34 protein-coding genes are annotated in these 25,596 nt (G+C 31.5%); 23 read left to right on the forward strand and 11 right to left on the reverse strand.

Annotated elements, in window-relative coordinates:
- Positions 1 to 6: 6 nt before the first annotated feature.
- From purS to PTA89_RS03740, 9 genes are all read left to right on the forward strand, one after another.
- Entirely contained in the window at positions 7 to 255 is a 249-nt protein-coding gene (gene purS, locus PTA89_RS03700) for a phosphoribosylformylglycinamidine synthase subunit PurS (protein ID WP_041822741.1), read from the forward strand.
- Positions 255 to 929, forward strand: coding sequence for a phosphoribosylformylglycinamidine synthase subunit PurQ (gene purQ / locus PTA89_RS03705; RefSeq protein WP_003700039.1), 675 nt, complete (start codon positions 255 to 257; stop codon positions 927 to 929). Before purS ends, purQ begins: the two co-directional genes overlap by 1 nt.
- 1 nt (position 930) lies before the next feature.
- Complete coding sequence (gene purL, locus PTA89_RS03710; RefSeq protein WP_003709965.1) at positions 931 to 3,156, forward strand: phosphoribosylformylglycinamidine synthase subunit PurL; 2,226 nt, start codon at positions 931 to 933, stop codon at positions 3,154 to 3,156.
- Positions 3,132 to 4,583, forward strand: a complete 1,452-nt coding sequence (gene purF / locus PTA89_RS03715; RefSeq protein ID WP_324177389.1) for an amidophosphoribosyltransferase — start codon at positions 3,132 to 3,134, stop codon at positions 4,581 to 4,583. The genes purL and purF overlap by 25 nt, the downstream gene beginning before the upstream one ends.
- Positions 4,584 to 5,621, forward strand: coding sequence for a phosphoribosylformylglycinamidine cyclo-ligase (purM, locus tag PTA89_RS03720; RefSeq protein ID WP_081537938.1), 1,038 nt, complete (start codon positions 4,584 to 4,586; stop codon positions 5,619 to 5,621).
- Between the two features lie 12 nt (positions 5,622 to 5,633).
- Positions 5,634 to 6,221, forward strand: coding sequence for a phosphoribosylglycinamide formyltransferase (gene purN / locus PTA89_RS03725; protein WP_003709972.1), 588 nt, complete (start codon positions 5,634 to 5,636; stop codon positions 6,219 to 6,221).
- A gap of 11 nt (positions 6,222 to 6,232) precedes the next feature.
- A complete protein-coding gene (gene purH / locus PTA89_RS03730) occupies positions 6,233 to 7,771 on the forward strand; it encodes a bifunctional phosphoribosylaminoimidazolecarboxamide formyltransferase/IMP cyclohydrolase (protein ID WP_160993581.1) in 1,539 nt (512 codons plus the stop codon).
- A 16-nt stretch (positions 7,772 to 7,787) separates the two neighbouring features.
- On the forward strand, positions 7,788 to 9,044 hold the full coding sequence (gene purD / locus PTA89_RS03735) for a phosphoribosylamine--glycine ligase (RefSeq protein ID WP_003709975.1): 1,257 nt from the start codon (positions 7,788 to 7,790) through the stop codon (positions 9,042 to 9,044).
- A gap of 173 nt (positions 9,045 to 9,217) precedes the next feature.
- Entirely contained in the window at positions 9,218 to 10,291 is a 1,074-nt protein-coding gene (locus PTA89_RS03740) for an acyltransferase (RefSeq protein ID WP_087250189.1), read from the forward strand.
- Between the two features lie 66 nt (positions 10,292 to 10,357).
- Here the strand turns inward: PTA89_RS03740 and cls are convergent, their stop codons facing one another.
- A complete protein-coding gene (gene cls, locus PTA89_RS03745; RefSeq protein ID WP_324177390.1) occupies positions 10,358 to 11,851 on the reverse strand; it encodes a cardiolipin synthase in 1,494 nt (497 codons plus the stop codon).
- 112 nt (positions 11,852 to 11,963) lie between these two features.
- Between cls and PTA89_RS03750 the strand changes: the two genes are divergently transcribed.
- Entirely contained in the window at positions 11,964 to 12,851 is an 888-nt protein-coding gene (locus tag PTA89_RS03750; RefSeq protein WP_003706120.1) for a LysR family transcriptional regulator, read from the forward strand.
- Between the two features lie 348 nt (positions 12,852 to 13,199).
- Here PTA89_RS03750 and PTA89_RS03755 read toward each other — a convergent pair whose 3' ends face one another.
- The 6 genes from PTA89_RS03755 to PTA89_RS03780 all read right to left on the reverse strand — a co-directional run bounded on the left by PTA89_RS03755 (position 13,200) and on the right by PTA89_RS03780 (position 16,933).
- A complete protein-coding gene (locus PTA89_RS03755) occupies positions 13,200 to 14,378 on the reverse strand; it encodes a tyrosine-type recombinase/integrase (RefSeq protein ID WP_324177391.1) in 1,179 nt (392 codons plus the stop codon).
- An 81-nt stretch (positions 14,379 to 14,459) separates the two neighbouring features.
- On the reverse strand, positions 14,460 to 15,089 hold the full coding sequence (locus PTA89_RS03760; protein ID WP_324177392.1) for a hypothetical protein: 630 nt from the start codon (positions 15,087 to 15,089) through the stop codon (positions 14,460 to 14,462).
- Positions 15,082 to 15,384, reverse strand: a complete 303-nt coding sequence (locus tag PTA89_RS03765) for a hypothetical protein (protein ID WP_163614042.1) — start codon at positions 15,382 to 15,384, stop codon at positions 15,082 to 15,084. The genes PTA89_RS03760 and PTA89_RS03765 overlap by 8 nt, the downstream gene beginning before the upstream one ends.
- Positions 15,385 to 15,397: 13 nt before the next feature.
- A complete protein-coding gene (locus tag PTA89_RS03770) occupies positions 15,398 to 16,315 on the reverse strand; it encodes a ParA family protein (protein WP_324177393.1) in 918 nt (305 codons plus the stop codon).
- Positions 16,316 to 16,400: 85 nt separating this feature from the next.
- On the reverse strand, positions 16,401 to 16,622 hold the full coding sequence (locus PTA89_RS03775) for a hypothetical protein (RefSeq protein ID WP_324177394.1): 222 nt from the start codon (positions 16,620 to 16,622) through the stop codon (positions 16,401 to 16,403).
- Positions 16,623 to 16,783: 161 nt separating this feature from the next.
- Positions 16,784 to 16,933 (reverse strand): hypothetical protein, encoded by a 150-nt coding sequence (locus PTA89_RS03780; RefSeq protein ID WP_157664642.1) that lies wholly within the window; start codon positions 16,931 to 16,933, stop codon positions 16,784 to 16,786.
- 155 nt (positions 16,934 to 17,088) lie between these two features.
- Between PTA89_RS03780 and PTA89_RS03785 the strand changes: the two genes are divergently transcribed.
- Positions 17,089 to 17,703, forward strand: coding sequence for a hypothetical protein (locus PTA89_RS03785; RefSeq protein ID WP_289582585.1), 615 nt, complete (start codon positions 17,089 to 17,091; stop codon positions 17,701 to 17,703).
- A 186-nt stretch (positions 17,704 to 17,889) separates the two neighbouring features.
- Here PTA89_RS03785 and PTA89_RS03790 read toward each other — a convergent pair whose 3' ends face one another.
- The 3 genes from PTA89_RS03790 to PTA89_RS03800 form a co-directional block, all read right to left on the reverse strand.
- Positions 17,890 to 18,282, reverse strand: coding sequence for a hypothetical protein (locus PTA89_RS03790; RefSeq protein WP_289582584.1), 393 nt, complete (start codon positions 18,280 to 18,282; stop codon positions 17,890 to 17,892).
- A gap of 80 nt (positions 18,283 to 18,362) precedes the next feature.
- Entirely contained in the window at positions 18,363 to 19,697 is a 1,335-nt protein-coding gene (locus tag PTA89_RS03795; RefSeq protein ID WP_161022389.1) for a DUF4041 domain-containing protein, read from the reverse strand.
- Positions 19,698 to 19,718: 21 nt separating this feature from the next.
- The gene (locus tag PTA89_RS03800; protein WP_324177395.1) at positions 19,719 to 20,492 is read right to left on the reverse strand and encodes an XRE family transcriptional regulator; all 774 of its coding nucleotides are present in this window, start codon (positions 20,490 to 20,492) and stop codon (positions 19,719 to 19,721) included.
- Between the two features lie 173 nt (positions 20,493 to 20,665).
- Between PTA89_RS03800 and PTA89_RS03805 the strand changes: the two genes are divergently transcribed.
- The 6 genes from PTA89_RS03805 to PTA89_RS03830 all read left to right on the forward strand — a co-directional run bounded on the left by PTA89_RS03805 (position 20,666) and on the right by PTA89_RS03830 (position 22,679).
- Entirely contained in the window at positions 20,666 to 20,812 is a 147-nt protein-coding gene (locus PTA89_RS03805) for a hypothetical protein (protein ID WP_193524176.1), read from the forward strand.
- 74 nt (positions 20,813 to 20,886) lie between these two features.
- On the forward strand, positions 20,887 to 21,036 hold the full coding sequence (locus tag PTA89_RS03810) for a hypothetical protein (RefSeq protein WP_324177396.1): 150 nt from the start codon (positions 20,887 to 20,889) through the stop codon (positions 21,034 to 21,036).
- Positions 21,037 to 21,050: 14 nt separating this feature from the next.
- Positions 21,051 to 21,245 (forward strand): helix-turn-helix transcriptional regulator, encoded by a 195-nt coding sequence (locus tag PTA89_RS03815; RefSeq protein WP_187397204.1) that lies wholly within the window; start codon positions 21,051 to 21,053, stop codon positions 21,243 to 21,245.
- Positions 21,246 to 21,286: 41 nt separating this feature from the next.
- Positions 21,287 to 22,018: a phage antirepressor KilAC domain-containing protein gene (locus PTA89_RS03820; protein ID WP_324177457.1), complete on the forward strand. Its 732-nt coding sequence runs from the start codon at positions 21,287 to 21,289 to the stop codon at positions 22,016 to 22,018.
- A 26-nt stretch (positions 22,019 to 22,044) separates the two neighbouring features.
- The gene (locus PTA89_RS03825; RefSeq protein ID WP_250200978.1) at positions 22,045 to 22,338 is read left to right on the forward strand and encodes a hypothetical protein; all 294 of its coding nucleotides are present in this window, start codon (positions 22,045 to 22,047) and stop codon (positions 22,336 to 22,338) included.
- A gap of 188 nt (positions 22,339 to 22,526) precedes the next feature.
- A complete protein-coding gene (locus tag PTA89_RS03830) occupies positions 22,527 to 22,679 on the forward strand; it encodes a hypothetical protein (RefSeq protein WP_324177397.1) in 153 nt (50 codons plus the stop codon).
- Between the two features lie 22 nt (positions 22,680 to 22,701).
- Here PTA89_RS03830 and PTA89_RS03835 read toward each other — a convergent pair whose 3' ends face one another.
- On the reverse strand, positions 22,702 to 23,016 hold the full coding sequence (locus PTA89_RS03835) for a hypothetical protein (protein WP_324177398.1): 315 nt from the start codon (positions 23,014 to 23,016) through the stop codon (positions 22,702 to 22,704).
- 128 nt (positions 23,017 to 23,144) lie between these two features.
- On the opposite strand from PTA89_RS03835, the gene PTA89_RS03840 reads away from it, so the two are divergent.
- Genes PTA89_RS03840 through PTA89_RS03865 form a run of 6 tightly spaced genes read left to right on the forward strand, consistent with a single transcriptional unit; the run spans position 23,145 to position 25,594 of the window.
- A complete protein-coding gene (locus PTA89_RS03840) occupies positions 23,145 to 23,354 on the forward strand; it encodes a helix-turn-helix domain-containing protein (RefSeq protein WP_324177399.1) in 210 nt (69 codons plus the stop codon).
- Entirely contained in the window at positions 23,351 to 23,503 is a 153-nt protein-coding gene (locus PTA89_RS03845; RefSeq protein WP_324177400.1) for a hypothetical protein, read from the forward strand. The genes PTA89_RS03840 and PTA89_RS03845 overlap by 4 nt, the downstream gene beginning before the upstream one ends.
- A 5-nt stretch (positions 23,504 to 23,508) precedes the next feature.
- The gene (locus PTA89_RS03850) at positions 23,509 to 23,727 is read left to right on the forward strand and encodes a hypothetical protein (protein WP_324177401.1); all 219 of its coding nucleotides are present in this window, start codon (positions 23,509 to 23,511) and stop codon (positions 23,725 to 23,727) included.
- Positions 23,720 to 24,433, forward strand: coding sequence for a putative HNHc nuclease (locus tag PTA89_RS03855; RefSeq protein WP_324177402.1), 714 nt, complete (start codon positions 23,720 to 23,722; stop codon positions 24,431 to 24,433). Before PTA89_RS03850 ends, PTA89_RS03855 begins: the two co-directional genes overlap by 8 nt.
- Positions 24,426 to 25,391: a phage replisome organizer N-terminal domain-containing protein gene (locus PTA89_RS03860; protein WP_324177403.1), complete on the forward strand. Its 966-nt coding sequence runs from the start codon at positions 24,426 to 24,428 to the stop codon at positions 25,389 to 25,391. The genes PTA89_RS03855 and PTA89_RS03860 overlap by 8 nt, the downstream gene beginning before the upstream one ends.
- A complete protein-coding gene (locus PTA89_RS03865) occupies positions 25,391 to 25,594 on the forward strand; it encodes a hypothetical protein (protein WP_255906348.1) in 204 nt (67 codons plus the stop codon). Before PTA89_RS03860 ends, PTA89_RS03865 begins: the two co-directional genes overlap by 1 nt.
- Positions 25,595 to 25,596: the final 2 nt, after the last annotated feature.

Here is a 25,596-nt window from a genome sequence, read left to right on the forward strand (position 1 = left end):
AACACCATGACAAAGGTACGTATTTTCGTAACATATAAGCAATCTGTTTTTGATCCACAAGGAGAAACAATTACTGAAGCTGTTCATTCTTTAGGACATGATGAAGTAAAAGAAATTAAAGTGGGAAAATTTTTCGATGTAACTATTGATAGTAAAGAAAAAGAAGTTGAAGAATCTGTAAAAGAAATTTCAGAACAATTATTGGTGAACTTTAATCTTGAAACATATCGTTATGAAATTATGGAGGAAGATTAATGAAAATAGCAGTTATCGTTTTTCCTGGCTCAAATTGTGATATAGACTTATACGAAGCATTACATACTGTATGTGATGCAGATGTTGAATATGTTTCATATAAGCAAGATAACTTAGATGGTTTTGATGCTGTAATGTTACCAGGGGGATTCTCTTATGGTGATTATCTTCGTTGTGGTGCAATAGCACGGTTCTCACCTATTATGCCAGCAGTAATAGAATTTGCAAAAAATGGTAAGCCAGTTTTTGGTACTTGCAATGGATTCCAAATTTTAACAGAGGTTGGTCTATTACCAGGAGCTTTGAAGAGAAATAACAGTTTGAAGTTTGTATGTAAAACAGTCGAATTAACTGTTGAAAATACTAATACACCATTTACTTCTTTGTATAAAAAAGGCGAAAAAATAAACTTACCTATTGCTCATGCTGATGGAAGTTATTATGCAGATGAAGAATTATTAGCAGAGCTTGAAGAAAATGGACAAGTTGTTTTTAGATATTCAAAAGAAAATCCTAATGGCAGTTTGAATGATATTGCTGGAATTACAAATAAGCAAGGAAATGTTTTAGGAATGATGCCACATCCTGAAAGAGCTGTTGAAATGTTATTAGGCAATGAAGATGGATTAAGAGTATTCAAATCATTACTAGAAGAAGGAAAGGTAAAAGGCTAATATGAATAAGGAATTAACACCTGAACAAATAAAAGAGCAAAAGGTTTATCTAGAATGGGGCTTAACACAAAAAGAATACGAATATATTTGTGATAAATTATTAGGTCGCTTACCTAATTATACAGAAACTGGTCTTTTCTCTGTAATGTGGTCAGAACATTGCTCATATAAGAAATCTAAACCAGTGCTTAAACTATTTCCAAATAAAAATGAACGTGTTTTGCAAGGCCCTGGTGAAGGTGCTGGTATCGTAGACATTGGTGATAATCAAGCAGTAGTTTTCAAGGCTGAAAGTCATAATCATCCCTCAGCTGTAGAACCTTATGAAGGTGCAGCAACAGGTGTTGGGGGAATTTTACGTGATATTTTCAGTATGGGAGCTAGACCAATAGCATCTTTAGATTCATTGCATTTTGGTGAAATTGATAATGCTAGAACTAAGTATCTTATCAATGAAGTTGTAGCTGGGATCGGTGGTTATGGTAACTGTATGGGTATTCCAACTGTTGCTGGAGAAATAACTTTTGATGGTTGCTATGCTGGAAATCCTTTAGTAAATGCAATGAGTGTTGGTATTTTAGACCAAAGTCATATTCAAAAAGGACAAGCTAAAGGTATTGGTAATGCAGTTATGTATGTGGGGGCTAAAACTGGTCGTGATGGTATTCATGGTGCAACATTTGCCTCTGCAGATTTTGCTGATGATAAGGAAACTCAACGTTCAGCTGTTCAGGTAGGTGATCCATTTATGGAAAAACTACTTATGGAAGCATGTATTGAATTAACAAATAATCACCAAGACTGGTTAGTTGGTATTCAAGATATGGGAGCTGCAGGTATTGTTTCATCTAGTTGTGAAATGGCTTCAAAAGCTAACAGTGGTATGGAATTAAACTTAGATATGGTTCCACAACGTGAAGAAGGAATGTCTGCTTATGAAATCATGTTGAGTGAGTCCCAGGAAAGAATGTTATTATGTGTCAAAAAAGGACATGAAAATGATGTTAAAAAGTTATTTGAAGACTACAATTTAGAAGCTGTAGTTATAGGTAGAGTAACAGAAGGACATGATTACATATTACATCATAAAGGTGAAGTAGTTACAAATATACCAGTATCTACTCTAACGGATGATGTTTTAGAAGAACCTAGTGAAGAAAGAGTTCCTCAACGTATTTTAGATAATAAAAATAAAGATGCTGGGGTACCACAGTTATCTAATGCAAAAGAAACATTAAAAGCTTTATTGCAACAACCAACAATTGCTTCAAAGAAGATGTTTACAGAAACTTATGATTCACAAGTACGAACAAGTACAGTTGTAGGACCAGGAAGCGATGCTGGTGTAATTCGTATTCGTGGAACTAAAAAAGCTTTAGCAATGACAACTGATGGAAATGGTCGCTTCATTTATTTAAATCCAGAAGTTGGTGGAAAAATAGCTGTTTTAGAAGCTGCAACAAATATTATTTCAAGTGGTGCTTTGCCATTAGCTATAACTGACTGTTTGAATTATGGTGATCCTAATGATCCTGAAATCTACTGGGAACTACATCAGTCTATTAATGGGATGGCTGAAGCTTGCAGAACTTTGGATACACCAGTTATTTCCGGTAATGTTTCTTTGTATAACGAAAATAACGGAGAAGCTATTTATCCTACTGCTATGATTGGTATGGTTGGATTAATTAAAGATGTTTATCGCACAGTACCATCTTTTGTTCAAAATGTAGGTGATAAACTTTACTTGGTAGGTAAAACAGGTAATGATTTTAATGGTTCCGAATTGCAAAAATTATTAAATAATAAGATCTCTGGTGATCTAAATGATTTTGATTTAGAAAAAGTTAACTCATATTTGAAGAACCTTTTAGCAGCTATGGAACAAGGTTTAGTTTCATCTTCTCATGACTTGAGTGAAGGTGGCTTGGGTGTTAGCTTAGCTGAAATGGTTTTTGGAACTGATAAGGGGATCAAAGTTAGTTTAGATATGAAAAAAGAACTATTATTCAGTGAAACTCCTGGACGATTAGTTGTTAGTGTTTCAAAGGGTAATGTAGCAGCTTTTGAAGAAATTATGGGTGAAGATATTACAGAAATTGGTGAAGTTCAAGCTGATCATCAATTAGATATAACTTTAACAGATGAAAACTTTGTTGCAGAAGTATCAGAATTAGAAAAACTATGGGAGGAGGCAATCCCATGTCTTATGAAATCAAAGGATTAAACGAAGAGTGTGGAGTCTTTGGAGTTTTTGGGGCTGAAAATGCAAGTCAATTGACTTATTTTGGTCTACATAGTTTACAACATAGAGGACAAGAAGGAGCAGGAATTGTTTCAAGTGATGGCGATAGACTACATCAACATCGCGATAGGGGATTATTAGCAAAAGTATTTGCTGACGAAAAAGACTTACTAAGGTTAACTGGAGATAGTGCTATTGGTCATGTTCGTTATGGAACAAGTGGTAATAATTCTATCAATAACATTCAACCATTTTTATTCAGATTTCATGATGGTGATGTTGCTTTAGCTCATAATGGTAATTTGACCAACGCTGTAACTTTAAAGCGAGATCTTGAAGACAGAGGGGCAGTTTTTCAGTCAAATTCAGATACTGAAATTCTAATTCATTTGATTCGTCAAAAACAAAATTGCACTTTTATTGAAGCACTTAAGCAAAGTTTAAATGAAGTAAAAGGTGGATTTGCTTTTCTCTTATTACGTAAGGATAGTTTAATTGCAGCACTGGATCCGAATGGTTTTCGTCCTTTATCAATAGGACAATTAGATAACGGTGCATATGTAGTAGCAAGTGAAACTTGTGCGTTGGACACAGTAGGAGCAAAATTTGTTAGAGATGTGCAGCCGGGTGAATTAATTGTAATCAACAAAGATGGTATGAAGATAGATCGATATACTGATAAAACACAACTATCAATTTGTTCAATGGAATACATATATTTTGCCAGACCTGATTCAATTATTCATGGTGTAACTGTGCATAATGCGCGAAAGAGAATGGGAAAACTTTTAGCCAAGGAACAACCAGCAGATGCTGATATGGTTATTGGCGTTCCTAACTCCTCATTATCGGCTGCTTCTGGATATGCAGAGGAATTGGGACTACCTTATGAAATGGGATTAATAAAGAATCAGTATATTGCTCGTACATTTATTCAACCGACACAAGAATTACGTGAACGTGGAGTAAAGATGAAGTTGTCAGCTGTTAGAGGGGTAGTTGAAGGCAAGCGAGTTGTTGTTGTAGATGATTCAATTGTTAGAGGAACAACTTCAAAGCAATTAGTAAAATTATTACGAGAGGCTGGGGCTAAAGAGGTTCATATGCGAATTTCATCTCCACCATTTAAGTTCCCTTGTTTCTATGGAATTGATATTTCAACTCGTTCAGAGTTAATGGCTGCAAATCATACTGTAGAAGAAATGTCAGATTTAATAGGTGCAGATAGTTTAGGATTTTTGAGTATACCATCCTTAATAAAGTCTATTTCTGTTAAAGGTGGTGTCGATTATCCTAATGGTGGATTAACGGTTGCTTATTTTGATGGTAAGTATCCAACTCCTTTATATGATTATGAAGAAGCTTACTTAACTTCTTTGAAATCACAACAAGAAAGAGAGGAAAAGTAAATGAGTCGCTATCAAGAAGCTGGAGTAGATATTCATGCGGGTTATGAATTAGTTAATAAAATAAAAAAAGATGTCAAATCTACTCAAAGAATGGGAACAACAGGAAATATTGGCAGCTTTGGTGGAACTTTTGACTTAAGTGTACTAAATGTTAAAGAACCTGTATTAGTTTCTGGTACTGACGGAGTAGGAACTAAGTTATTAATTGCACAAAAGATGTACAAGCATGACACCATAGGGATTGATTGTGTTGCTATGTGTGTAAATGATATTTTGGCTCAAGGAGCAGAACCTCTATATTTTCTAGACTATATTGCTACTGGAAAAAATGATCCAGATAAGATTGCGCAGATTGTTGCTGGAGTTGCTGAAGGTTGTAGACAAGCGGGAACTGCCTTAATTGGAGGAGAAACTGCTGAAATGCCAGATATGTATGCGAAAGATGAATATGATTTAGCAGGATTTTCCTCTGGTGTTGTAGAAAAAAGTAAGCTATTGACGGATGCTAATCCTCAAGAAAATGATATTTTGGTAGGCTTAGCTTCTAGTGGAATACATTCAAATGGTTTCTCCTTAGTTCGTCAAATTCTATTTAAGGATAATAAAATTGATTTATCTGAAAAAAGGGAAGAATTTGGTGGAAAAACAATTGGAGAAGTAATTTTAGAACCAACAAAAATTTATATAGATAGTGTTTTACCACTTGTAAAAGAAAATTTAGTAAATGGGATAGCTCATATTACAGGCGGGGGACTGATTGAAAATTTACCAAGAATGTTTGCTAATGATCTAACTGCTGAAATTGATGCAAGCTCTTGGAAAGTTTTACCAATTTTTGAATATCTTAAAAAATTAGGTAACTTATCACAAGATGATTGTTATGAAACTTTCAACATGGGTATTGGTATGGTTTTAGCAGTATCTGAAGATAAGTTAGAATCAGTAAAGAAATTATTAAGTGATAAAAACGAAGATTTCTATATTATTGGAAACTTGAGGAAAAGAAAAGGCAATGAAGAAAAAATCATTGTACATTAAGGAGCATAGGTGATGAGAGTAGCAATTTTTGCTTCAGGAAATGGAACTAATTTTGAGGTATTAGCAGATAAATTTGCTAAAAAAGAAATTACTGGAAATTTAGTATTGCTTTTTTGTGATCATCCTAATGCTCCAGTTATTAAAAGAGCTGAAAAATTTAACATTCCCTATGAAACATTTACAGTTAAAGAATGCGGCAATAAATTAGATTATGAAAAACGAATTGTTGAAGTGTTAAAGGCTCATCAAATAGATTTTATCGCTTTAGCAGGATACATGAGAATTATTGGCAAGCCAATACTAGATGAGTATGAAGGATCCATTATAAATCTTCATCCTGCATACTTACCTGAATATCAAGGGTTACATGCGATTGAAAGAGCATTTGCTGATCATAAAGAGCATAATAAGGATCAAACAGGAGTAACATTACATTATATTGATTCTGGTTTAGATTCGGGACCAGTTATATACCAAGAACATGTACCCATTTATCAAGATGATACTTGTGAAACTTTAGAAGAAAGAATTCATGAGTGTGAACATCGTATATATCCTAAAGTTTTAAACGAAGTTTTGTTAAGTAAGTCAAATAATTAAGGAGAATTAAAATGAAACGAGCATTAGTTAGTGTATCTGATAAAAATAATTTAGTACCATTTGTAAAGAAATTAGTAGAACATGATTTTGAAATTGTTTCAACTGGTGGAACTAAGAAATACTTAGATGAAGCAGGTATTAAGACTATTTCTGTTGAAGAAGTTACTCATTTCCCAGAAATTTTAGATGGACGAGTTAAAACTTTGAATCCTTATATTCATGGCGGTTTACTTGCAAGACGTGAGTTACCAGAACATATGGAAACTTTAAAAGAACAAAATATTACACCAATTGATTTAGTATGTGTAAATTTATACCCATTTAAGCAAACTATCGAAAATCCTGAAGTAACCTTAGAAAATGCTATTGAAAATATTGATATTGGCGGACCAAGTATGCTACGCTCAGCAGCTAAGAATTATCGCGATGTAGTGGTTGTTGTAGATGCAAGTGATTATGAAGGCTTAGAGAAAGAATTAGATGAAAATGGAGAAATTTCATTAGAAACAAGATTTAAATTATCTGCTAAAACATTTAGACATACAGCAGCATATGATGCTTTAATTGCAGATTACTTAAGTAAACAAGTTGGTGAAAATAATCCAGAAAAATTAACACTAACATATGATTTGATTTCTTCAATGAGATATGGAGAAAATAGTCATCAAAAAGCATGGTTCTATGAAGATGCTATGCCTAAAGCATACTCTATTACACAAGCTAAGCAATTAAATGGTAAAAAGCTTTCATTCAATAATATACGCGATGCTGATGCTGCAATTAGAGTAGTTAGAGAATTTGATGCACCAACAGTTGTAGCTTTGAAACATATGAATCCTTGTGGAATAGGTCAAGCTGATAATATTGAATTAGCATGGGATAGAGCATATGAAGCTGATTCAATCTCAATTTTTGGTGGTGTAATTGCTTTAAATAGAAAAGTAGATTTAGCAACAGCAGAAAAAATGCATAAACTATTTTTAGAAATTATAATTGCTCCGGAATTCGATGCTGACGCTTTAGAAGTATTATCCAAGAAGAAAAATCTACGTTTATTACAACTTGATTTTACTAAAAAAGATGAAGATGTTCGCGATGAAACAGTTTCAATTATGGGTGGTTTGCTTCGTCAAGAACAAGACGTTATAGATGAAGATCCTAAGAATTGGGAAGTAGTAACAGAAAATGCTCCTAGTGATAGTCAATTAGAAACATTATTATTTGCTTGGAAAGCAGTTAAACATACTAAGTCTAATGCAATTGTTGTAGCAAACGATGAGAGAACATTAGGTATAGGAGCTGGACAACCAAACCGTATTGATTCTACAAAGATAGCAATTAAGCATGCTGGCGATTCACTAAATGATAAAGCTGTGTTAGCAAGTGATGCATTCTTCCCAATGGATGATTGTGTCCAATATGCTGCTGAACATGGGATTAAAGCAATAGTTCAACCTGGTGGATCAATTAGAGATAAAGATTCCATTGCTATGGCTAATAAGTATGGGGTAGCGATGGTATTCACAGGTGTAAGACATTTTAGACACTAATTAATGGAGTTATAAGATGAAAGAAAACGTAAATTTATTAGTTGTAGGTTCTGGTGGACGCGAACATGCAATTTGTAAAGCATTATTGAAAAGCGAGAAAGTTGCTAAAGTTTACTGTGCACCAGGTAATCCAGGAATGACTTTTGATGGCATTGAAGTTGTAGCAATAAATGAGTTGAACTTTGATGCGTTAAAGGGTTTTGTTTACGATAATGATATAGAATGGACTTTTGTAGGTCCTGAAGATGCTTTAGTTGCAGGGATTGTTGATTCTTTTAGAGAAGATAATCTAAAGATTTTCGGTCCAGACAAACGTGCAGCACAATTAGAAGGATCAAAAAATTATGCGATGGAATTTATGGATAGGTATCATATTCCAACTGCTAAATTTAAAACCTATACTACCTCAGATGAAGCAATCGCAGGGTTGAAAGAATTTGACGAACCTGTAGTTATTAAAGAAGACGGATTAGCAGCAGGTAAAGGTGTTGTAATAGCTCAATCCTATCAAGAAGCTGAAGATGAAATTCGATTGATGTTTAGAAAAGGTCAGAAAAAAGTAGTACTTGAAGAATTCTTGGTTGGAAATGAATACTCTATGTTCTTAGTATTAAGTGATAAGGGCTATCGAATTTTACCAATGGCTCAAGATCATAAAAGAGCATACGATAATGATGAAGGTCCCAATACAGGTGGTATGGGTGCATATAGTCCTTTACCACAGTTATCTGATGCAGAATACCAAGCAATGATTACAGATATTGTAGAACCAACAGTGAAGGGACTAGAAGCTGGGGATTATCATTATCATGGAATTTTGTATATAGGTATGATAATGACAAAAGAAGGTCCTAAAGTTATTGAATATAATGTTCGTTTAGGAGATCCAGAAACTCAAGTAGTTTTACCTCGTGTAGAAAGTGATTTTGCTGAGTTGATAGATGCGGCCATTAATGATAAACAATTACCAGAATTGAAGATTTCAGATAAAGCATACTTAAATGTAGTAGTTGCAGGAGCAGGCTATCCTAAGCAAGCAGTAAAGGGGCAAGCTTTACCTAAGTTGGAAAGTCAAAAAGACATATACACCATTTATGCAAATGTTAAGATTGAAGATGAGGTTGTATATGGTAATGGTGGTAGAATTTTATCAATCGTAGGTGAGGCATCTACAATTGAAGAAGCACATAAATTAGTCTACAAGTATTTGGAAAACTACAAGTGGAATGATTGTTTCTATCGTCATGATATAGGTGTAAAAGCTTTTAAATAATTATAATATAGTAAAAGTTGTACAATTATGTTTGTACAGCTTTTTTAATTTTATTGATAGTTAGAATTAATTAAGAGATACTTATTAGGATTATATCTCAACTAATATTGACCTTTCTAACTTAACAACTTAAACTTGTAAATGAACATTTTTTAATTAAGGAGTTTATACTTGTGAAACGTAGAAATTATGGGATTGATTTATTACGAATAGTAGCGATGTATATGATTGTATTGTATCATTGCTTATTACTAGGTGGAGTGATTAATAAAGCAACACAAATTGGTATAGGAAGTATAAATTATGATATAAGCTGGCTATTAGATACATTATGCTATTGTGCAGTTAATTGCTATGCACTAATATCTGGTTATGTAGGGGTAAAAAGTAAATTTAAATTACAAAATATAATAAAACTTTGGTTTCAGGTATTATTCTATTCTGTAGTATTAAATATAATAATATGGGTAACAATACCCAATGTGCCTATTAATAAAGGGTTATTAATACAAATGTTAATGCCGATTTCTTTTGAAAGATACTGGTACTTCTCAGCATATTTTATTCTCTTTGCATTTATGCCTTTCTTGAATCTATTACTGAATAAGTTGGATAAATCAATGGCGACTAAGTTATTAATAACATTAATATTAGTATGTTCTTTTGGGGAAACTTTCATTTTTAGGGCTAAAACCTTCCTAAGCCTCCAGAGTGGATATAGTGCACCATGGTTAATAATTCTATATTTAATTGGTGGATATATTAAATTGTATGGTTGGAAGTTTTGGAAACACGATAAAACAGTGTATTTTTCAATGGCAATCCTTTCTTTTGCAGTTTTCTTATTGTTAGGTGGAGAACAATCGCATGGACGTGTTCTAATAAATTATCCTGCACCAACAATGTTATTTATGGGAATAGCATTGTTAAATATTTTTAGTAAGCTGTCGTTGAATTCTAGAATTATACAAGGAGTAAAATTATTTGCCCCATTGACTTTTGGAGTATATTTGATACATATTCATCCCTTTGTAGCGGAGTATTTATTTAAAGATAGATTTGCTGATATAGCTCTAAATTCGCCTGTCATGTTTATTGGAAAAATTATAATTTTTAGTTTATGTATTTACTTAGTTTGTTCAATTATTGAGTTAGTACGTGCAAAACTATTTAAATTGTTGAAATTGAACGTATTGGCAGATGCAATAGCGGCGTATATACAAAGACATTTTGAAAAGTTAATTTAATGTATAAAAATACCCTCTAAGTATGCCAATATACAGCATATTTAGAGGGTATTTAGTTGCAGATAATTATAGAGTTGGAGAAAGCAGTCTTGAGAAATATTGCTTGAATTTTAACCAACTAGATTGATTATCAAAGAATTCAGTAGTTAACTCTGTACAATTATCCAAATCCTTTAAAAAGATAGCCTTTAAATCTTTTGATAACTTATCATCATAACAAAAAGCATTACCTTCAAAATTAAGTTTAAAACTACGAAAGTCCATATTAGCAGAACCAACAGAAGAAATGTGGTCATCAGAAACAACAGTTTTAGCATGTAGGAAGCCATTATTATACTGGTAAACTTTAACTCCATTTTCAACTAAGTATTTGGCATAGAATTGAGTAGCTCTGTAAACAAAAACATGATCAGGCATACATGGAATCATAATACGCACGTCAGTACCAGCTTTAGCAGAAATAATAAGGGCTTCGAGGACTGAATCGTCAGGAATTAAGTAAGGAGTCTGGATATAAACATAATCTTTAGCATTTGCAATGATATATTGGTATCCACGTTTAATTGATTGACGCTCACTATCTGGTCCCGAAGAAACAATTTGTATTCTGGTAGAGCCATTGGCTTGTTCGTTAGAATCCATAGGCATATATTTTTTAGTTGAAATATCTAAACGGGGTTTTTTAGTTTTCCGACAAGTAGTATTCCAATCCATTGAAAAACGTGCTTGCATTTCAAAAAGGGCAAATCCTTTGATACGAAGATGAGTATCGCGCCAGTAACCAAACTTTGGGGACTTTCCTAAGTATTGATCTCCAATATTAAACCCACCGATATAGCCAATATTACCGTCTATAATAACAAGTTTTCGGTGATCATGGTAATTTAGCCTAGGTGTCGAAATTAACGCCTTAGATGCTGAAATAAAGGCTTGAGCATACCCTCCGAGTTCTTCTAAATGTTTGAAGAATTTGTAGGTAGTACCGTGTGAACCGAATAAATCGTATAAAACTCTAACTTCTACTCCCCGAGCAGCAGCTTCTTCTAGAGCTTTCAGTATTTTATTACCAATATCATCAGCGATAAAAGAATAGTATTCGATGTGAATATGGTGTTTAGCATTCTTTATATCACGAAGAAGAGATTCAAATTTTTCTTTTCCATCAGTAAAAATTTCTACTTGATTATCTTGAGTTATAAAAGCATCTTCTGATTCAAGGAAAAAATGAATTAGTGCACGACCAGTATCAGTAGTTTTTTCAGATGGAATTAGGGAATGTTTATTCCAGAGGCTTTTTTGTTCATTAGCTAACTTGGTAATTTGTTCCTGTTGTTCCTTCTTCATACTGAAAATTTGTTCATTAGAAATCTTTCTACCAGCGAAAAGGTACAAAGTGAAGCCGATTATAGGTAGTAATGTTAAAACTAATAACCAAGCCCATGTGGTTGCAATATCTCGTTTTTCACGAAAAACTGTCCAAATAGCTGCTATCAAGTTAGCAAAGAAAATAATTGCAATAATCCATAATGGATGAGTAATAAAAATAATGATAGCACTCACACCTTTCTAAAGATTTTAAAGTAATTATAACATTATCTTGAGTTTACGTCTTGAATAAGTAAGAAATTAAATGTAACATAAAAGCAAATTTTAGTAATGAGGATTAAATAATATGACAAATTTTAGTTACGAAGTTTTTAGTGAAGTTGCTAGACAAAAAACATTTATTGCTGCTGCTAAACAATTACAAGTTACACCTTCAGCAATTAGTCATTCAATTAATAGTTTAGAGAAAGATTTAGGATTCTCACTGTTTGTTAGGAGTAGAAGTGGTGTAAGACTCACACCTAATGGTCAAAGGGTATTACCGCTTATTCAAGATATTTTGAATGCTGAGGCTACTTTAAACGAAGAGGCTGCTCTAATTAATGGATTAAATAAAGGACGTGTAAGAATAGGAGCATTTAGTAGTGTATGCATTAATTGGTTGCCAGACATAATAAATAAATTTAAAAATATTTATCCTGATATAGAAGTAACGGTTTGGCAGGGAAATTTTAATGATGTTGTTGAACAAGTTAAATTAGGGATACTTGATATAGGTTTTAGTGCATTGCCAATTGAAGAAAATTTAGAAGTTATCCCATTATATAAAGACCCAATATATTGCATTACGCCACAAGACTTTAAACTTCATAGGGGAAAATCAATTACAAGAGATGATATAAAGAACGAAAAATTTATTTTACAACAAATTGATTATGATAGAGATACCAAAAGAGCTTTGGATACATATAATGTTTCTGTCAATTCACTACAGTATAGTATAGATGATGCTTCAATTATAGCGATGGTGGAAAGTGGTTTGGGACTAGGAATTTTACCAGAGCTTGCTTTACAAAATTTAAGTGGAGATGTTAATAGATATATTTTTAGTGAACATTTTTATCGAACAATATGTTTAGTAACACATCAGAAGAAACAGCAAACTCCATCCGTTAAAGCCTTTGTATCTATAATTGAAAACTATATTAGTGATAGATATGGAGATATTAATTAGAGATAGAATAAAAGCTCATCTATTCCCTAGAAAAAGGATTAGATGAGCTTATTTTCCATAATTATATTAAATTTTCTGGGTACTCTTTCAGACCTTAATGGATAATGAGTATTACTAGTAATGCGTCAAAGACTTGATAAATTAATAAGCGGGTAACGAGAATCGAACTCGCGACACCAGCTTGGGAAATTGCAATATTAGAACATATATTAATTTGTAATAGCAGATATTGTTTTAAATATGGTATTTACATTTTTTATAAACGTATAGCAACAGATTATGAATTAAAATTCTGGACCAAATTTCGGTACAAATTTATAAAAAAAGGTGTTTAAATAAATTTAACTATCATAATGACATATATTCAAAAAATTTATTAGCAGTTTCTTTTTTAGCATTTTTAGTAACGTGAGTATAGATGTTAAGGGTGGTTTGAATATTTGAATGTCCTAATCTTTCTTGAACTTCTTTAATACTAGCTCCTGCTTCAAATAGTAATGATGCATGAGTATGTCTGAATCCATGAATAGATATTCTTTTACCTTGATAGTCATCTCGTTGTAATAATCGTCTTAACAAACTATTATAAACACTGTAATTTAAAGGAGTATTTTTAGTCCAATCTTTAGTAAATACATATTGTTTACCATGCTTAGTATTGGGGTTGTAGCCATGTGATAACATGAGTTTAGCTTGTTCTATTTTCCATTTTTCTAAGATATTCATAGTTTCATTATCAATATCAATTGTACGAACAGAAGAACTTGTTTTGGGTGTATCGTTAATCATAACACCCTTATTTTCATTATCTTGGTAAGCAGTTTTAGTAATACTAATAGTATTATTTCTAAAGTTAATATCACACCATTGTAGTGCTCCAGCTTCACCTTTACGCATGCCTGAATAAGCTAATAATCTAAAATAAGTATAGGTTTGTATAGGGTAGTTATCCTTGACAAAATTTAAGAAATAGTTTAAATCTTGTTTATCGAAAAAATCAATCTTTTTTTCTTTAGCTTTTTTATGGGGAATAATAGTTCTTTCAATAGGATTATTGTCGACCAAATTAAGACTCAGAGCATATTTGAAAACTCTATTTAAAATAGACCGATATTTATTAGCATTGGCATATTTTTTATACCAGTTATTAATAGCTTTTTGACATAAAGCAGATGAAATTTTATTAATTCGTAATTTAGCAAAAATAGGCATAATGTGTCGTTGATAACTATCATTTAGTTCTTGATAAGTAGACTTCTTTACACTAGTTTTATAAACTTCAAACCATAGATTATAAATATCTCCAAAAGTCATTATATCAGTAGTAGGGCGGAAAACTTTATTTTCAAATTCTAATTCTAAAGTATTTAAAGCAAGTGTTGCATCTTTAGAAGTTTTAAAACCATTTCTTTTAACACGAACTTCTTTACCAGTTAATTCGTCAGTCCCTAGATAAGCCCTAAACCCATATCTAATTGAGCCATCTTTTAAAAAGTATTTTTTGATACGTTTATCTATCTTAGGCATACTATCATCTCCTTAGAATATATGTTCTTTTTAAGTTCTTTTTTAACCCGCTGTAGTAGCGGGTTAATTATTAATATATTTTTAAATTTTGCTATTTGTTAGAAAATTCAACACATCAATCTCCCTAGAAAAGGCAAGCCTTAATTCATTTTCTGAAGTTAATATTAAATGATGTATCAGTATGTTGATTACATTCAAGTTTTTTCGGATAACTGTATTTCTTTTGTCAGTTGTGGTAAATTCACTACTTTTTTTAAAAACATCTGATAACAAAATAGAAATAGTATCACTATCTTTAAACAATAAACTATGGTGAATTATATTACTATCTTCCTTAAAGATAGACATAACTTGAGATTTCTTAGTATCAGGTAAATTAGCTTTGGCAATTAATTCGGTAGTACTTTCTCTAGTGTTAGATTTGGTTATTATTTTTAGCAAATTCTCTATAATAGTACGTTCGGAAAGAGTGAACGCTCTATAGTCACGGGAACAATAATACTTGATTAAGTAAAGAAATTCGCTGACTAGTATGATAGAATGTTCTTTATCATATCCTTTAATAGCTAATAATTTAAAAAATATAGCTTTTTTTAAATTGAAACTTAGAAAAGAGGAATCAACTTCAAAATCATTAAATTCTTTCCTAATATAATCTATTGATGACTTCAGTTCTCCCTTAATGAAGGGAAGGTAAGATATATTATTCATTTTGATTTGTCAAAGCCTTTCCGATATAGTTGTATAATTTTGTTTTAACGTTAAAAAGCTGTTCATCAGAATAATCGTTTATTAGACTAGATACTCTTGCTAATAATAAAGTTCTGCTTTTTATAACATAAGGTCTAAAAGAAGTAGAAAAAACAATCTCTATAAATGGAACTATGTCAATGTTATTTTTAAATAACTCTTTTGAGAGAATCAGTTCACTAGAGATACCAATAATCTTATATTTAGGGATAATTTTATTTTTTAATTCGTTTCTATAAATATATAGTTCATCCATTGTTAGCACCTCTTCAATCTGACATTTTTTCATTTATGCGCTTTATTAATTCTTGCCCAATTGCAATAATGTCTTCCCTGGAATTTTGATATTTAGTTGGTAATGTTCCACCTGTTACTCCAACTTGAATGTTATTAACTATATGTGTTTTAGAAGAGAAGATGTCGAGTTCATTAACTGCCTTCCTTGATTCAAAACTACTCTGAATACGAGCTTGCTTTTTTCCAATATCTGTAGGAACCATTGTGTAAACAATTCCTAAGCAACGTAGAGATAGCTGGTGACTTTTTATTAAGCTCTTAACAGAACTTTGTAATGAATCAATACCAGTAATAGAATAACGATCTATTCTATTCGGAATAACATAATAATCTGATGCGTATAGAGCACTATCTGTGTATATAGTTAAGGTAGGAGGACAATCTATGATTATATAGTCGTAGTTTTCCTTTATTTTCTCATCTACAATGAAGTTTTTAATTCTATTAATGAAGTCATAATTGGCACTTTTATTAGCAAGTACCAAATTCAAATCTCCGCAAACAATATCTAGGTTATCAGTCAGAGTAGTGATAATATTTTTAGGAGAGCGATATTCCTCACTTAATTCAATTTGTGGAGTAAATAGTCTATAAATAGTTTTATGCTGTTTCTTTACCATTTCAGTATAATAATTATATTCATAGGAGTCAAAATTATCTAGAGCTTCTTTTTTATTTATTTTTTCTCTTTCAGAAATAATATTAACAGTGTCGTTCTTTTTATAATAATCTAGCAACCCTTGAGTACCATTAAATTGAGGATCGATATCAATAAATAAGGTCTTTTTATTTTGCTCAGCTAGATAATCAGCAATTCCCATACTCAATGTTGTTTTACCCACGCCACCTTTCATATTAATAAAACTAATAACTTTTCCTTCGCCAGACATTATAATCATCTCCAAAATACTTTATTTGAATATCAAATTTAATATGGATTTTTTTCTAAAATTATACTAGAAAATATATTAATTATTATTTAAATTTATTATTTATTTTATCAATTTCACCTACTGCTATACCAAGTGAAAAGACTAGAATAGGAGCAACACTAATAGACAAAAATTTATCAAACATAATAACAAAAGCGTTATTAGGAAGAAACACAAATAGTACACCATCTATTATAGATAAAATAATTAAAGAAAAAGCACAAAAAAACATAAACCAAAATGTTGACTTATAGTAACGTCTCATAAAGGAACCTCCCTAAAAATATCTTTGAGATTAGCTTTTAGTGACGTCAAATCATTGGTCAGATATCTCAATCTAAAACACCGTTAAAAGTATTAAAGTCTCTAAACACTCAACCCACCCATAATAATTCGACGTACACTATCTTCAAATGACATTGTGAGTTAGATAACCTTAATTAACCAGACGATTAAAACAATGATAATTGCTACTGAGAAAATACCACCTTGAATATTAATGTTTAAATTGTATTTGCCATTTTCTGTTGTTTTAGAATAATCGAACTTACCTAATAGTACTTTTTTCCAATCCACAGTTATTCACTCCTTTATTTAAATGATAACTACACCAACAATTTTAAACTCATCATCTTTTTGTAACGCTACTAAGTTCTGTTAAATGTATTTTTAAACCCGCTAATTTTGCGGATTTGTAAATAATGATATAATCAAGTAAAGAGGTGTAACGCATGAATGACGAATTATACAAACTAATATACTCGATTATAACGATTTTAATTACATCTGGTTGCTTTGGATATATCAACTATAATATCCTTGAGAAACTTAATGTAGTAGTTGATAGACCGAATAAAGAAACCGATAAGAAACAAAAAATAATGATATTTACAGGTATTAATATCAGCTTGTACTGGATCCTAACGACTGTACTAAATTATGAAATAGCCTTATCAATTGTGCTTGTATTATTGTTTGATGTTGTGGGTACGATCTTGATTATTGCACCGTTAGCTAAAGGTATAGATTATGTAATTAACATAATTAGACGTATTTTCGGACAAAGTTATGCAGAAAATAGAGAAACTAGGGATTACATATTTAATACAAATAAGACACAAACGTTATTTATCTTTGGTTTTGATAACAAACTTATAACGTGTGGATATCTTGACTACCAACAATCTGGTGACAATAATTATTTTGATTTAGCATTGATTCCGTTAGATTATCCAGAAAATCAATATAGTTTTAATCAGATAGTAGAAGAAGCATCGAAGCATCAAGATTCTAGAACTTTGATAGACTTTGAAAAGAAAATCAAAATATATATTCTTAGGGACTAGCTATCTTTCTTAATAGGTTTAGGAACGGGAGCTGGTCCTTTTCCACGTTCTGGAATCTTTACAGCTTTATTGCCACTATTTCTATAATCTGGTTGAGTAGTATTTGTCATCTGGTTCTCCTTTCTTGATCTTAAAGCCGTCAATTCTGGCGAGATTATGATCTTTAAATTTAATTGTATAAAAGGATTAACAAATTGTTTTTCCTAATACTTTTAGTAAAGAAGGTATTGTTAGTGGTAATCCTTCATCATGTATTGCTTTTTTCATTTTATTTTTAATTGTATTCGAATTGATAGAGCTAATATATTCCATACCTTTAGAAGTTAGGCCTCGAAATGTAAAAATCGGTCCCATCTTTGTCGAGGTAGCGTTACCCTTAATTAAACCGTTATTAATCATATCCATAAGTATATTATCAATTTGTTGCTCTAACATTAGAGGTGAAATTTCTTTTGATAAAGTTACTATTAAGTCATTATTTTTTATTTTTAAAAGAAGGGTATCTCTATCTCTTATATAAAAATCATTGATAGTTTTGATAAGTAAGTTACATAAATTAAAATAATTTTCCGGTGTCATAATAGTTCCTCCTTAAGTAGAATACAGGTTCTGTTAAAACATGAACATTATAAAAGAATGTTCAAAGTTGATAACTGAGATTATTCTTCACGCAATTCTAAGCTGCGCCTATATTCTTCAGCTTTAGCGTACTCAGTAAATTCAACCGTCGCATCAAAGTTATCTAAAACTTCTTTTTCAATTTCTTTTAAAGTTACATTGAAGAATTCTTTCCTGGAATTTACTTTATTAACGGACTTATCAGCAAATACTTTATGCAAATGATTTTCCAAAGTAGGAGCATCATCTGAGAATATCATTGCATGTACATCAAATTTAAATGGAACAGATGCACTACCTAATTCATTAACTCTATCTAACGGATTTAGACGTTTAGTCATACCGATTTTATAGACATTATCACCAAAAGATCCGATATTTGAAATTACATAAACATAGCCAGCTCGAGTATTTGCCAAACGCTTAGTAACATTAGCTTTGTCAGATTCAAGTTCTTTTATTTTTGCCTCAAGTTCTTTTATCTTTTCAGCATATATTTCACTTTGTATAGAGTCTGTACTCTTACTCAAGTATTTCATGGTTTTATCTAATTCATTGTTAAATTTACGTTGTTCCTTCTCAATACGCCTTTGCTCTTTTTCGAGTTCTTTTTGAGCTTTAGCTTCATCAATCATTTGTTCTTTAATTGCAGCTTGTTGCTCTTTTTCATCATTTTTCTTAACTAGATATTGATAATTAAAGTCTAATTCGTTTAATTTATACTCAAAATATTGTCTTGATATTTGAACACCATCATTTTTGAATAATTTATTTGCACGTTCATATGAAGTGACAATCTTATTTCTAATACTATTAATGTTACTTAAAGTTAACTTATTAAGTAGACCAGCTACTTCGGAATTAAATAGAAGTAGGATTTTTTTCTGTAAGTTTGACTTTTCTAATTTGGAATCAAAAGTCTTATAAAACTCAACAGAATTATTCTTAACTAGATCTTTATTCTCATCTCTAAAAATTACTAATTTGTTTCTTACTTCAGAAGATGTTAATTTATCATCAATCTTTAGTGGAATTAGAGAACTTACTAGAGTAGGGCGATAACTTTCTTCAAATATAGCTAGCTCTGAATCCTTATTTTTTAATATATCAGCAGTAGATTTAAGAATATCATTGTATTCTTTTTTAGCTGATTTAATATTTTTTGTTAATTTAGAAATTTCATTTTTTAACTCACTAAGTTCACGTTCTCTATTTGAAATATTCATTTCCCTATTGTCTAATTGTTGTTCTTTCCATTGGAGTTTCTCGTTAAGAGATTCTAATTTTTCAACCTTATTAGAATATCCACGTGAATTAATAGAAGCTATAAATAAAAGAATAACTACTACCAAAAATATAAGAAAAAATACAGCCATAATAATACTCCTTATAAAATGTTATATAACTACTACTCCAGATATTTTAAATTCATCATCAGAAGTAACATCAATAGGTTTATATTCTTTATTCAAGGAAATCAATTTGCAACTCTTTCTGTTGTTATCAAAAACGATTTTCTTAACAAAAGCGTCACCGTTCAATTCAGCAATTACTATCTGTTCATTTCTAACCATATCCAAGTCATCGATCTTATTTACATAGATAATTTGACCATCTGAAAATAGTGGAATCATTGAATCACCATTAACACGTAAAGCGAAGTCGTGCATTGGTGGCTCATTATTAACAGTTATTTCTTCGTGTTGCTCATCTGTTAACCATTCGCCAGTACCTGCAGAAACGGAGCCTAGAACTTCAATAGTATATGTATTATCTTTATCATTAATGGAGTAGATATTATTTTCTTGTCTAATTTGGTCTTTAAGCCTATTGTCGGCATATTCAACAACTTTCTTCTTGTTATCTGTATTCAGTTTTTCGTATTTAGCTAGCAAAGACATACGTAATTTATCATTATTAAAATCACTAACTTTCATTCGAGGGTCAATATCATAAGTATTAACATTGAAAAATTTAGCGAGTTTAATTACATTTTCTTCTGAAGGTAAACTCTTGCCCTTAAAATAATCACTGATACTACTATTAGGAATGCCATATTCTCTATGTATATCTATTTTCTTTTTTGTTGTTTTATTTAACAATTCGTTTAAGTTAGATGCAACAACTTTCTTTAACTCAATTTCTTGTGGTGTTAATTTATTTCTACCCATAATACACACCTCCTATAGTTTACTTACAATATACATTTTAACAAAAATTCATATAAAAGCGAAAAAAAAATAAAAAAATACGAAAAAATACTTGTTTTACGTTTTAAAACGTAATATAATAATGTATGTAAGGTTGATAAGGACTTTACGAATACTAAAGAAAGGAGAAAGTTATGAATGAGGTAATAAAAATAGCCTTAGCTATCTACTTCATAACAGATATATTCTTAAATCTATATAAGAAATATCTGGAAGTCGAAAAACTAAGACTAGAAAATAAAAAAACAAAATCAGAACTAAGATATAGACGAAAACATTAAAGTTCTGATTAAACCACAATGAAAGGGGCTTGCCCCTTAATTTGTGGCACCCTCATCATAACATAATAATGATTATGAATACAGCATTATTATATGTAATCTTAGCAGTTGTAATTGTTAGCAAAATGATTGATTTTTATCTTGATAACAAAATCAAGAAATTAAAAAAAGAACGAGAACAACTAAAAAAAGAGCTAGATGAATTGAAGAAAAAAGATAAATAGAAAGGAAGTTGATCATGGTGCCTAAAATTACATTAAAGGCGGCAAGAGTAAATGCAGGCTTAACACAAAAGGAAGCTGCTGAAAAGATAGGTATTAGTTATCAGACTTTGTCTGAGTACGAAAAAGATGAGAGTAAAGTCAAACTTGCGATGATTAAAAAAATGTGTTCCGTTTATGGCTTTCCATTGGAATATATTTTTTTAAAATAAAATTACGGTTTAAAATGAAAAAAGAGAAAAGGGTAAGAAAAATGAATGAATTAATAAAAGTGAAAACAAAGGAAGATATGCAAATTGTATCAGCTAGGGATTTATATGAAGTGTTAGGTGTGAAAACAAGATTTAGTCAATGGGCTAAACAAAACTTTAAACACTTTCGCAAGGGTATTGATTTCGAGGGCGTAGTTGTAACTACACCCTTTAATCCTAATTATCCAGATGGGAAACAACAAGAATTGCAAGATTATGTATTAACCATTGAAATGGCTAAGCATATCGCCATGATGAGTGGAACTGATAAAGGATATGAAATCAGAGACTACTTTATCAAGGTGGAACAAGCTTGGAATAGTCCTGAAATGGTTATGAAGAGAGCGTTGGAAATTGCTAATAAGAAAGTAGAGCAATTGAAATTAGAAAACAAGCAGATGCAGCCTAAAGCATTATTTGCTGATAGTGTTGCAGCAAGCCACACCACAATCTTAATCGGTGAACTAGCTAAGATTTTACGTGGTAACGGAATAAATATTGGAGCTAATCGTTTGTTCCAATGGATGAGAGATCAAGGTTATCTCATCAGTAGAAAAGGAACAGACTACAATATGCCAACTCAAAGAAGCATGAACTTGGGGTTGTTCAAGATTAAGGAATCAACTATTACACATAGCAATGGTTCAGTATCAATCAGTAAAACAACAAAAGTTACTGGTAAAGGACAACAATATTTCATCAATAAGTTCATGAAGATGAATGAGACAGCATAGATTTAAAAATAAGGTAGGTGTTTTTGATGTTAAATATATTATCTCCAAAAGCATTGCAAGCATTAATTAATGAGTTAAAAGAGTTATTTATGGAAGCTGTAAAAATTGCTACTAAAACAAATGAAGGCCGTTTAAAAAGTAGAAAAGATGCTGCTAAGTATATAGGACTTAGTGTTGATATTTTAGACAGACTAGCTAAGCAAGGAATGATTACCCCAGTTAGGTTTGATGGTGTAAATAAGATTTTATATGACGTACGAGATTTAGACGAATTAATCGAACTGAATAAATTGGAAAATAAATATAGTGGGGTAGCTTGATGGAACCAGTTTTAGCAGTGATTGTAGCGTGTATAGCTTATGTAATAATTTTTATTTTAGTCAGTTGGTTAAAAGATTTATTTACATGGAGGAAATGAAATGTGGTGTATATACGGTATTCTGCTATGCATAGCATACGCAGGGAGCGTTGATTTGTATAGATATTTGAAAAGAAAGGATGATGAAAGATGGACAAAGAAATCAAAGTAAAAATTGATGCAGCTGAATTATTAAACAACATAGATTATTTAAAAGGTATTTTAGAAGCATTGCAACAAATTGGGGATACTCAAGAAGAAATAATTAAGAAAATTGATGAACTAAAAAAGGCAGATAACTAAAATGCTATCTACCTTGATAAGGCTAAAAGCCAAGTTTTTTAGCAACGTACTCATTCATAGCTTTAGCTAACATATCTTTCCAAGTGGTAAAGGGAGTTGATTGAGATACCAACTTATCTAGATCTTTTTCGGGAATTTGTTCGAGTGGAATCCCTGAAAAATCACTATCAGCTAGAAAGCTTTCTAAAGATTGATACTTATTGGAAGTATATTTAGCCATGAATTTTGGATTCAACAAGCTAGTTATAGAGATGTTAGATGTACCAGATAACTTTTGAACATTCTTAGTAAAATTATTCAGATTTTTGTTCACGTTATCTAATCCTTTAATTTTCATATTGTGGCTCCTTTCTTCATAAATTAGCAAATAAACATTTTTAGGAGGCTGTCTATTTGCTAACAGCAATATATCAAAAATAATAGCTTATGTCAATATATAGACAATCAAGAAAGGGGTACTACAATATGTTGTGGTATAAAGTGCAAAAATTATTAATAGAAAAGGATATGAGTATCAATCAACTATCTTTAAAAATGGGGCTATCTAAAAATAATAGAACTATGTATCAGTTGAGAGATGGAAAGATTAAGAAACCTAGCTTTGAATTGATGTGCAAAATAGCAGATGCCTTAGACGTTAGCTTAGATTATTTCAGAAAGGATGAAGAAAAATGATTGTAATGCATTGGATTTCATATTGGACGTTGATTGGTTTATGTATAAGTGCTGGATATGTGCTACACGGAATTGTTGAAGCAATCAAGGACGGAACGTTCTTTGATTGGGGCGATGAAGATTCGGTAGACAGGAAGAAAAGGGGATAAGAATTTTGAAAGAAATAAAAAAGATAGGTGCTGCAACACCTATCAAGATGAGTTCTGATTATCAAAAAGAAATAATCAGAAATATTACTAACTTAAATTATATAGAGTCGATACAACTCTATATACATATTAACATATTGTTCACTGTTCCGCATTTAGAACGGGAGCAATATGAATTCTTAAAAAAGTTAGAAAGTATCTATGGTAGGTATGACGATGGATAATTATGAACTCAAATTTAATAAAATAGTGGGTTCCAAAGTTCAATTTGAAATCGATGATCTTGATGCATTTAAGAAAGATCTCAGAAAAGGTCATCTTAAATTCAATGCATCGCCCGCAGATCATAACATGATTTCGAATGCTCAGAGAAAGAAAATTTATGCCTTGTTTCGTGATATTTCAGAATATACAGGGTATGAAGAACAAGAAGTCAAAAATCGCTTAAAATTCAAATTTTCATACAATATAAAGCAAGATTTTTCACTGAGCAATTGCACTAAAGAACTGGCAACACAATTCATTCGTTTTGTGATTGAGTTTTGCTTTCGATATGATATTCCATTCGATTCAAAAGCAATGGAAAACACAATCGATGCAGAACGTCGTGTGTTTTTGTGCTTGGTGCATAGACAGTGTACTGTTTGTGGATCAAGGCAGGGACTGCAGATAAATCACGAAGATACGGTCGGTATGGGAAATAATCGTAATCATATCGATCATAGAAATCATAGACTTGAGATGTTGTGTTTTAAACATCATAGTGAATTTCACAACATCGGAGCTAAAGCTTTTGCTGATAAATATCACTTTCATGGTATCAAGTTAAGCGATAAAAGTATTTTAAATTTAAAGCTTATGAGTCAAAAACAAATGGATGAATTTGATGAAGAATACAAAAGACAACAGGAGATGAGTAAAAATGACTGAAAAACGTTACTTCTGGATTAAATTGCAGATGGATTTCTGGAAAAGTCCAGTCGTAAAAATGTTACGTAAACCATCAGGTGGTGACACATATGCAGTCATCTACCTTGAGATGATTTTGTTATCACTAGAAAACAATGGGTATATCTATTATTCAGGTGTAGGCGATAGTTTCGCTGAAGAAATTGCTTTGGTACTAGATGAAGAAACAATTAACGTTGAGTTCGTTTTAGCATTCTTAAAACAAAAACGATTGATTGAATTTGCTGATGATGCATCTTTTAAATTTACAGAAGATGTGACTGCAGACTTAGTAGGCTCGGAAAGTGCATCAGCTCGTAGAGTTCGAGCATATCGTGAACGCCAAAAAGCGATAGCTAACGAACAAAAAGCGTTACAATGTAACACCGATGAAACGAACCGTAACTTAGATATAGATATAGATAAAGAGAAAGATATAGATAATAATATACGATCATTTTCTGACGAAAACGATCAAGTTACTTCTGAAAAATCTGCATCTAAGGAACATCATTCAATTCATAAACCAACTAAAAAAGAGCTGGATGAAAGATTTGAAAGCTTATGGGCTTTATATCCTAGAAAAGTCGGTAAGCAAAAGGCACGTAAGTACTATGAGCGAGCAGTCAAGAATGGCACTAGCGATGAAACGATAAAAAAGGGTATTGAGAACTATAACAAAGAAATTCGAGTTCAAGGCACTCAAACTAACTTCATTCAGTATGGTGCTACTTGGTTTGGTAACGCTGGGTGGGAAAATGAATACAACTTCGAACCGCCTAAACGAAATAATAATCAGCGACAACTAATTCAAAAAGAGAAATTACCAGATTGGGCTAAGAATGCAGGTAAGAAACAACCATCAAATTCAATTATGTCTAGGGCTGAGAAAGCTAAGGCAGAAGCTGAAATTGATGAGATGTTGAGGAGGATGTCCTAATGAAGAAAAGAATTGCAGAATTCAAAGACGCTAAAGGTCAATTTATTAAGCGATATGACAAGTTAGTTGATAAAGATGGTGTTCAATACATGGTAAGTGAACACCATGATAGATATCTAGTGTTGGTGAGCTTGTCAGATGTTAGACCACCAATGCCAGTGATTCCATCTGATTTGAAAAATGATTATGTGAAAGTAGGTTAGAG

It is taken from the genome of Ligilactobacillus salivarius, from assembly GCF_035231985.1.
Lineage (GTDB): Bacteria > Bacillota > Bacilli > Lactobacillales > Lactobacillaceae > Ligilactobacillus > Ligilactobacillus salivarius.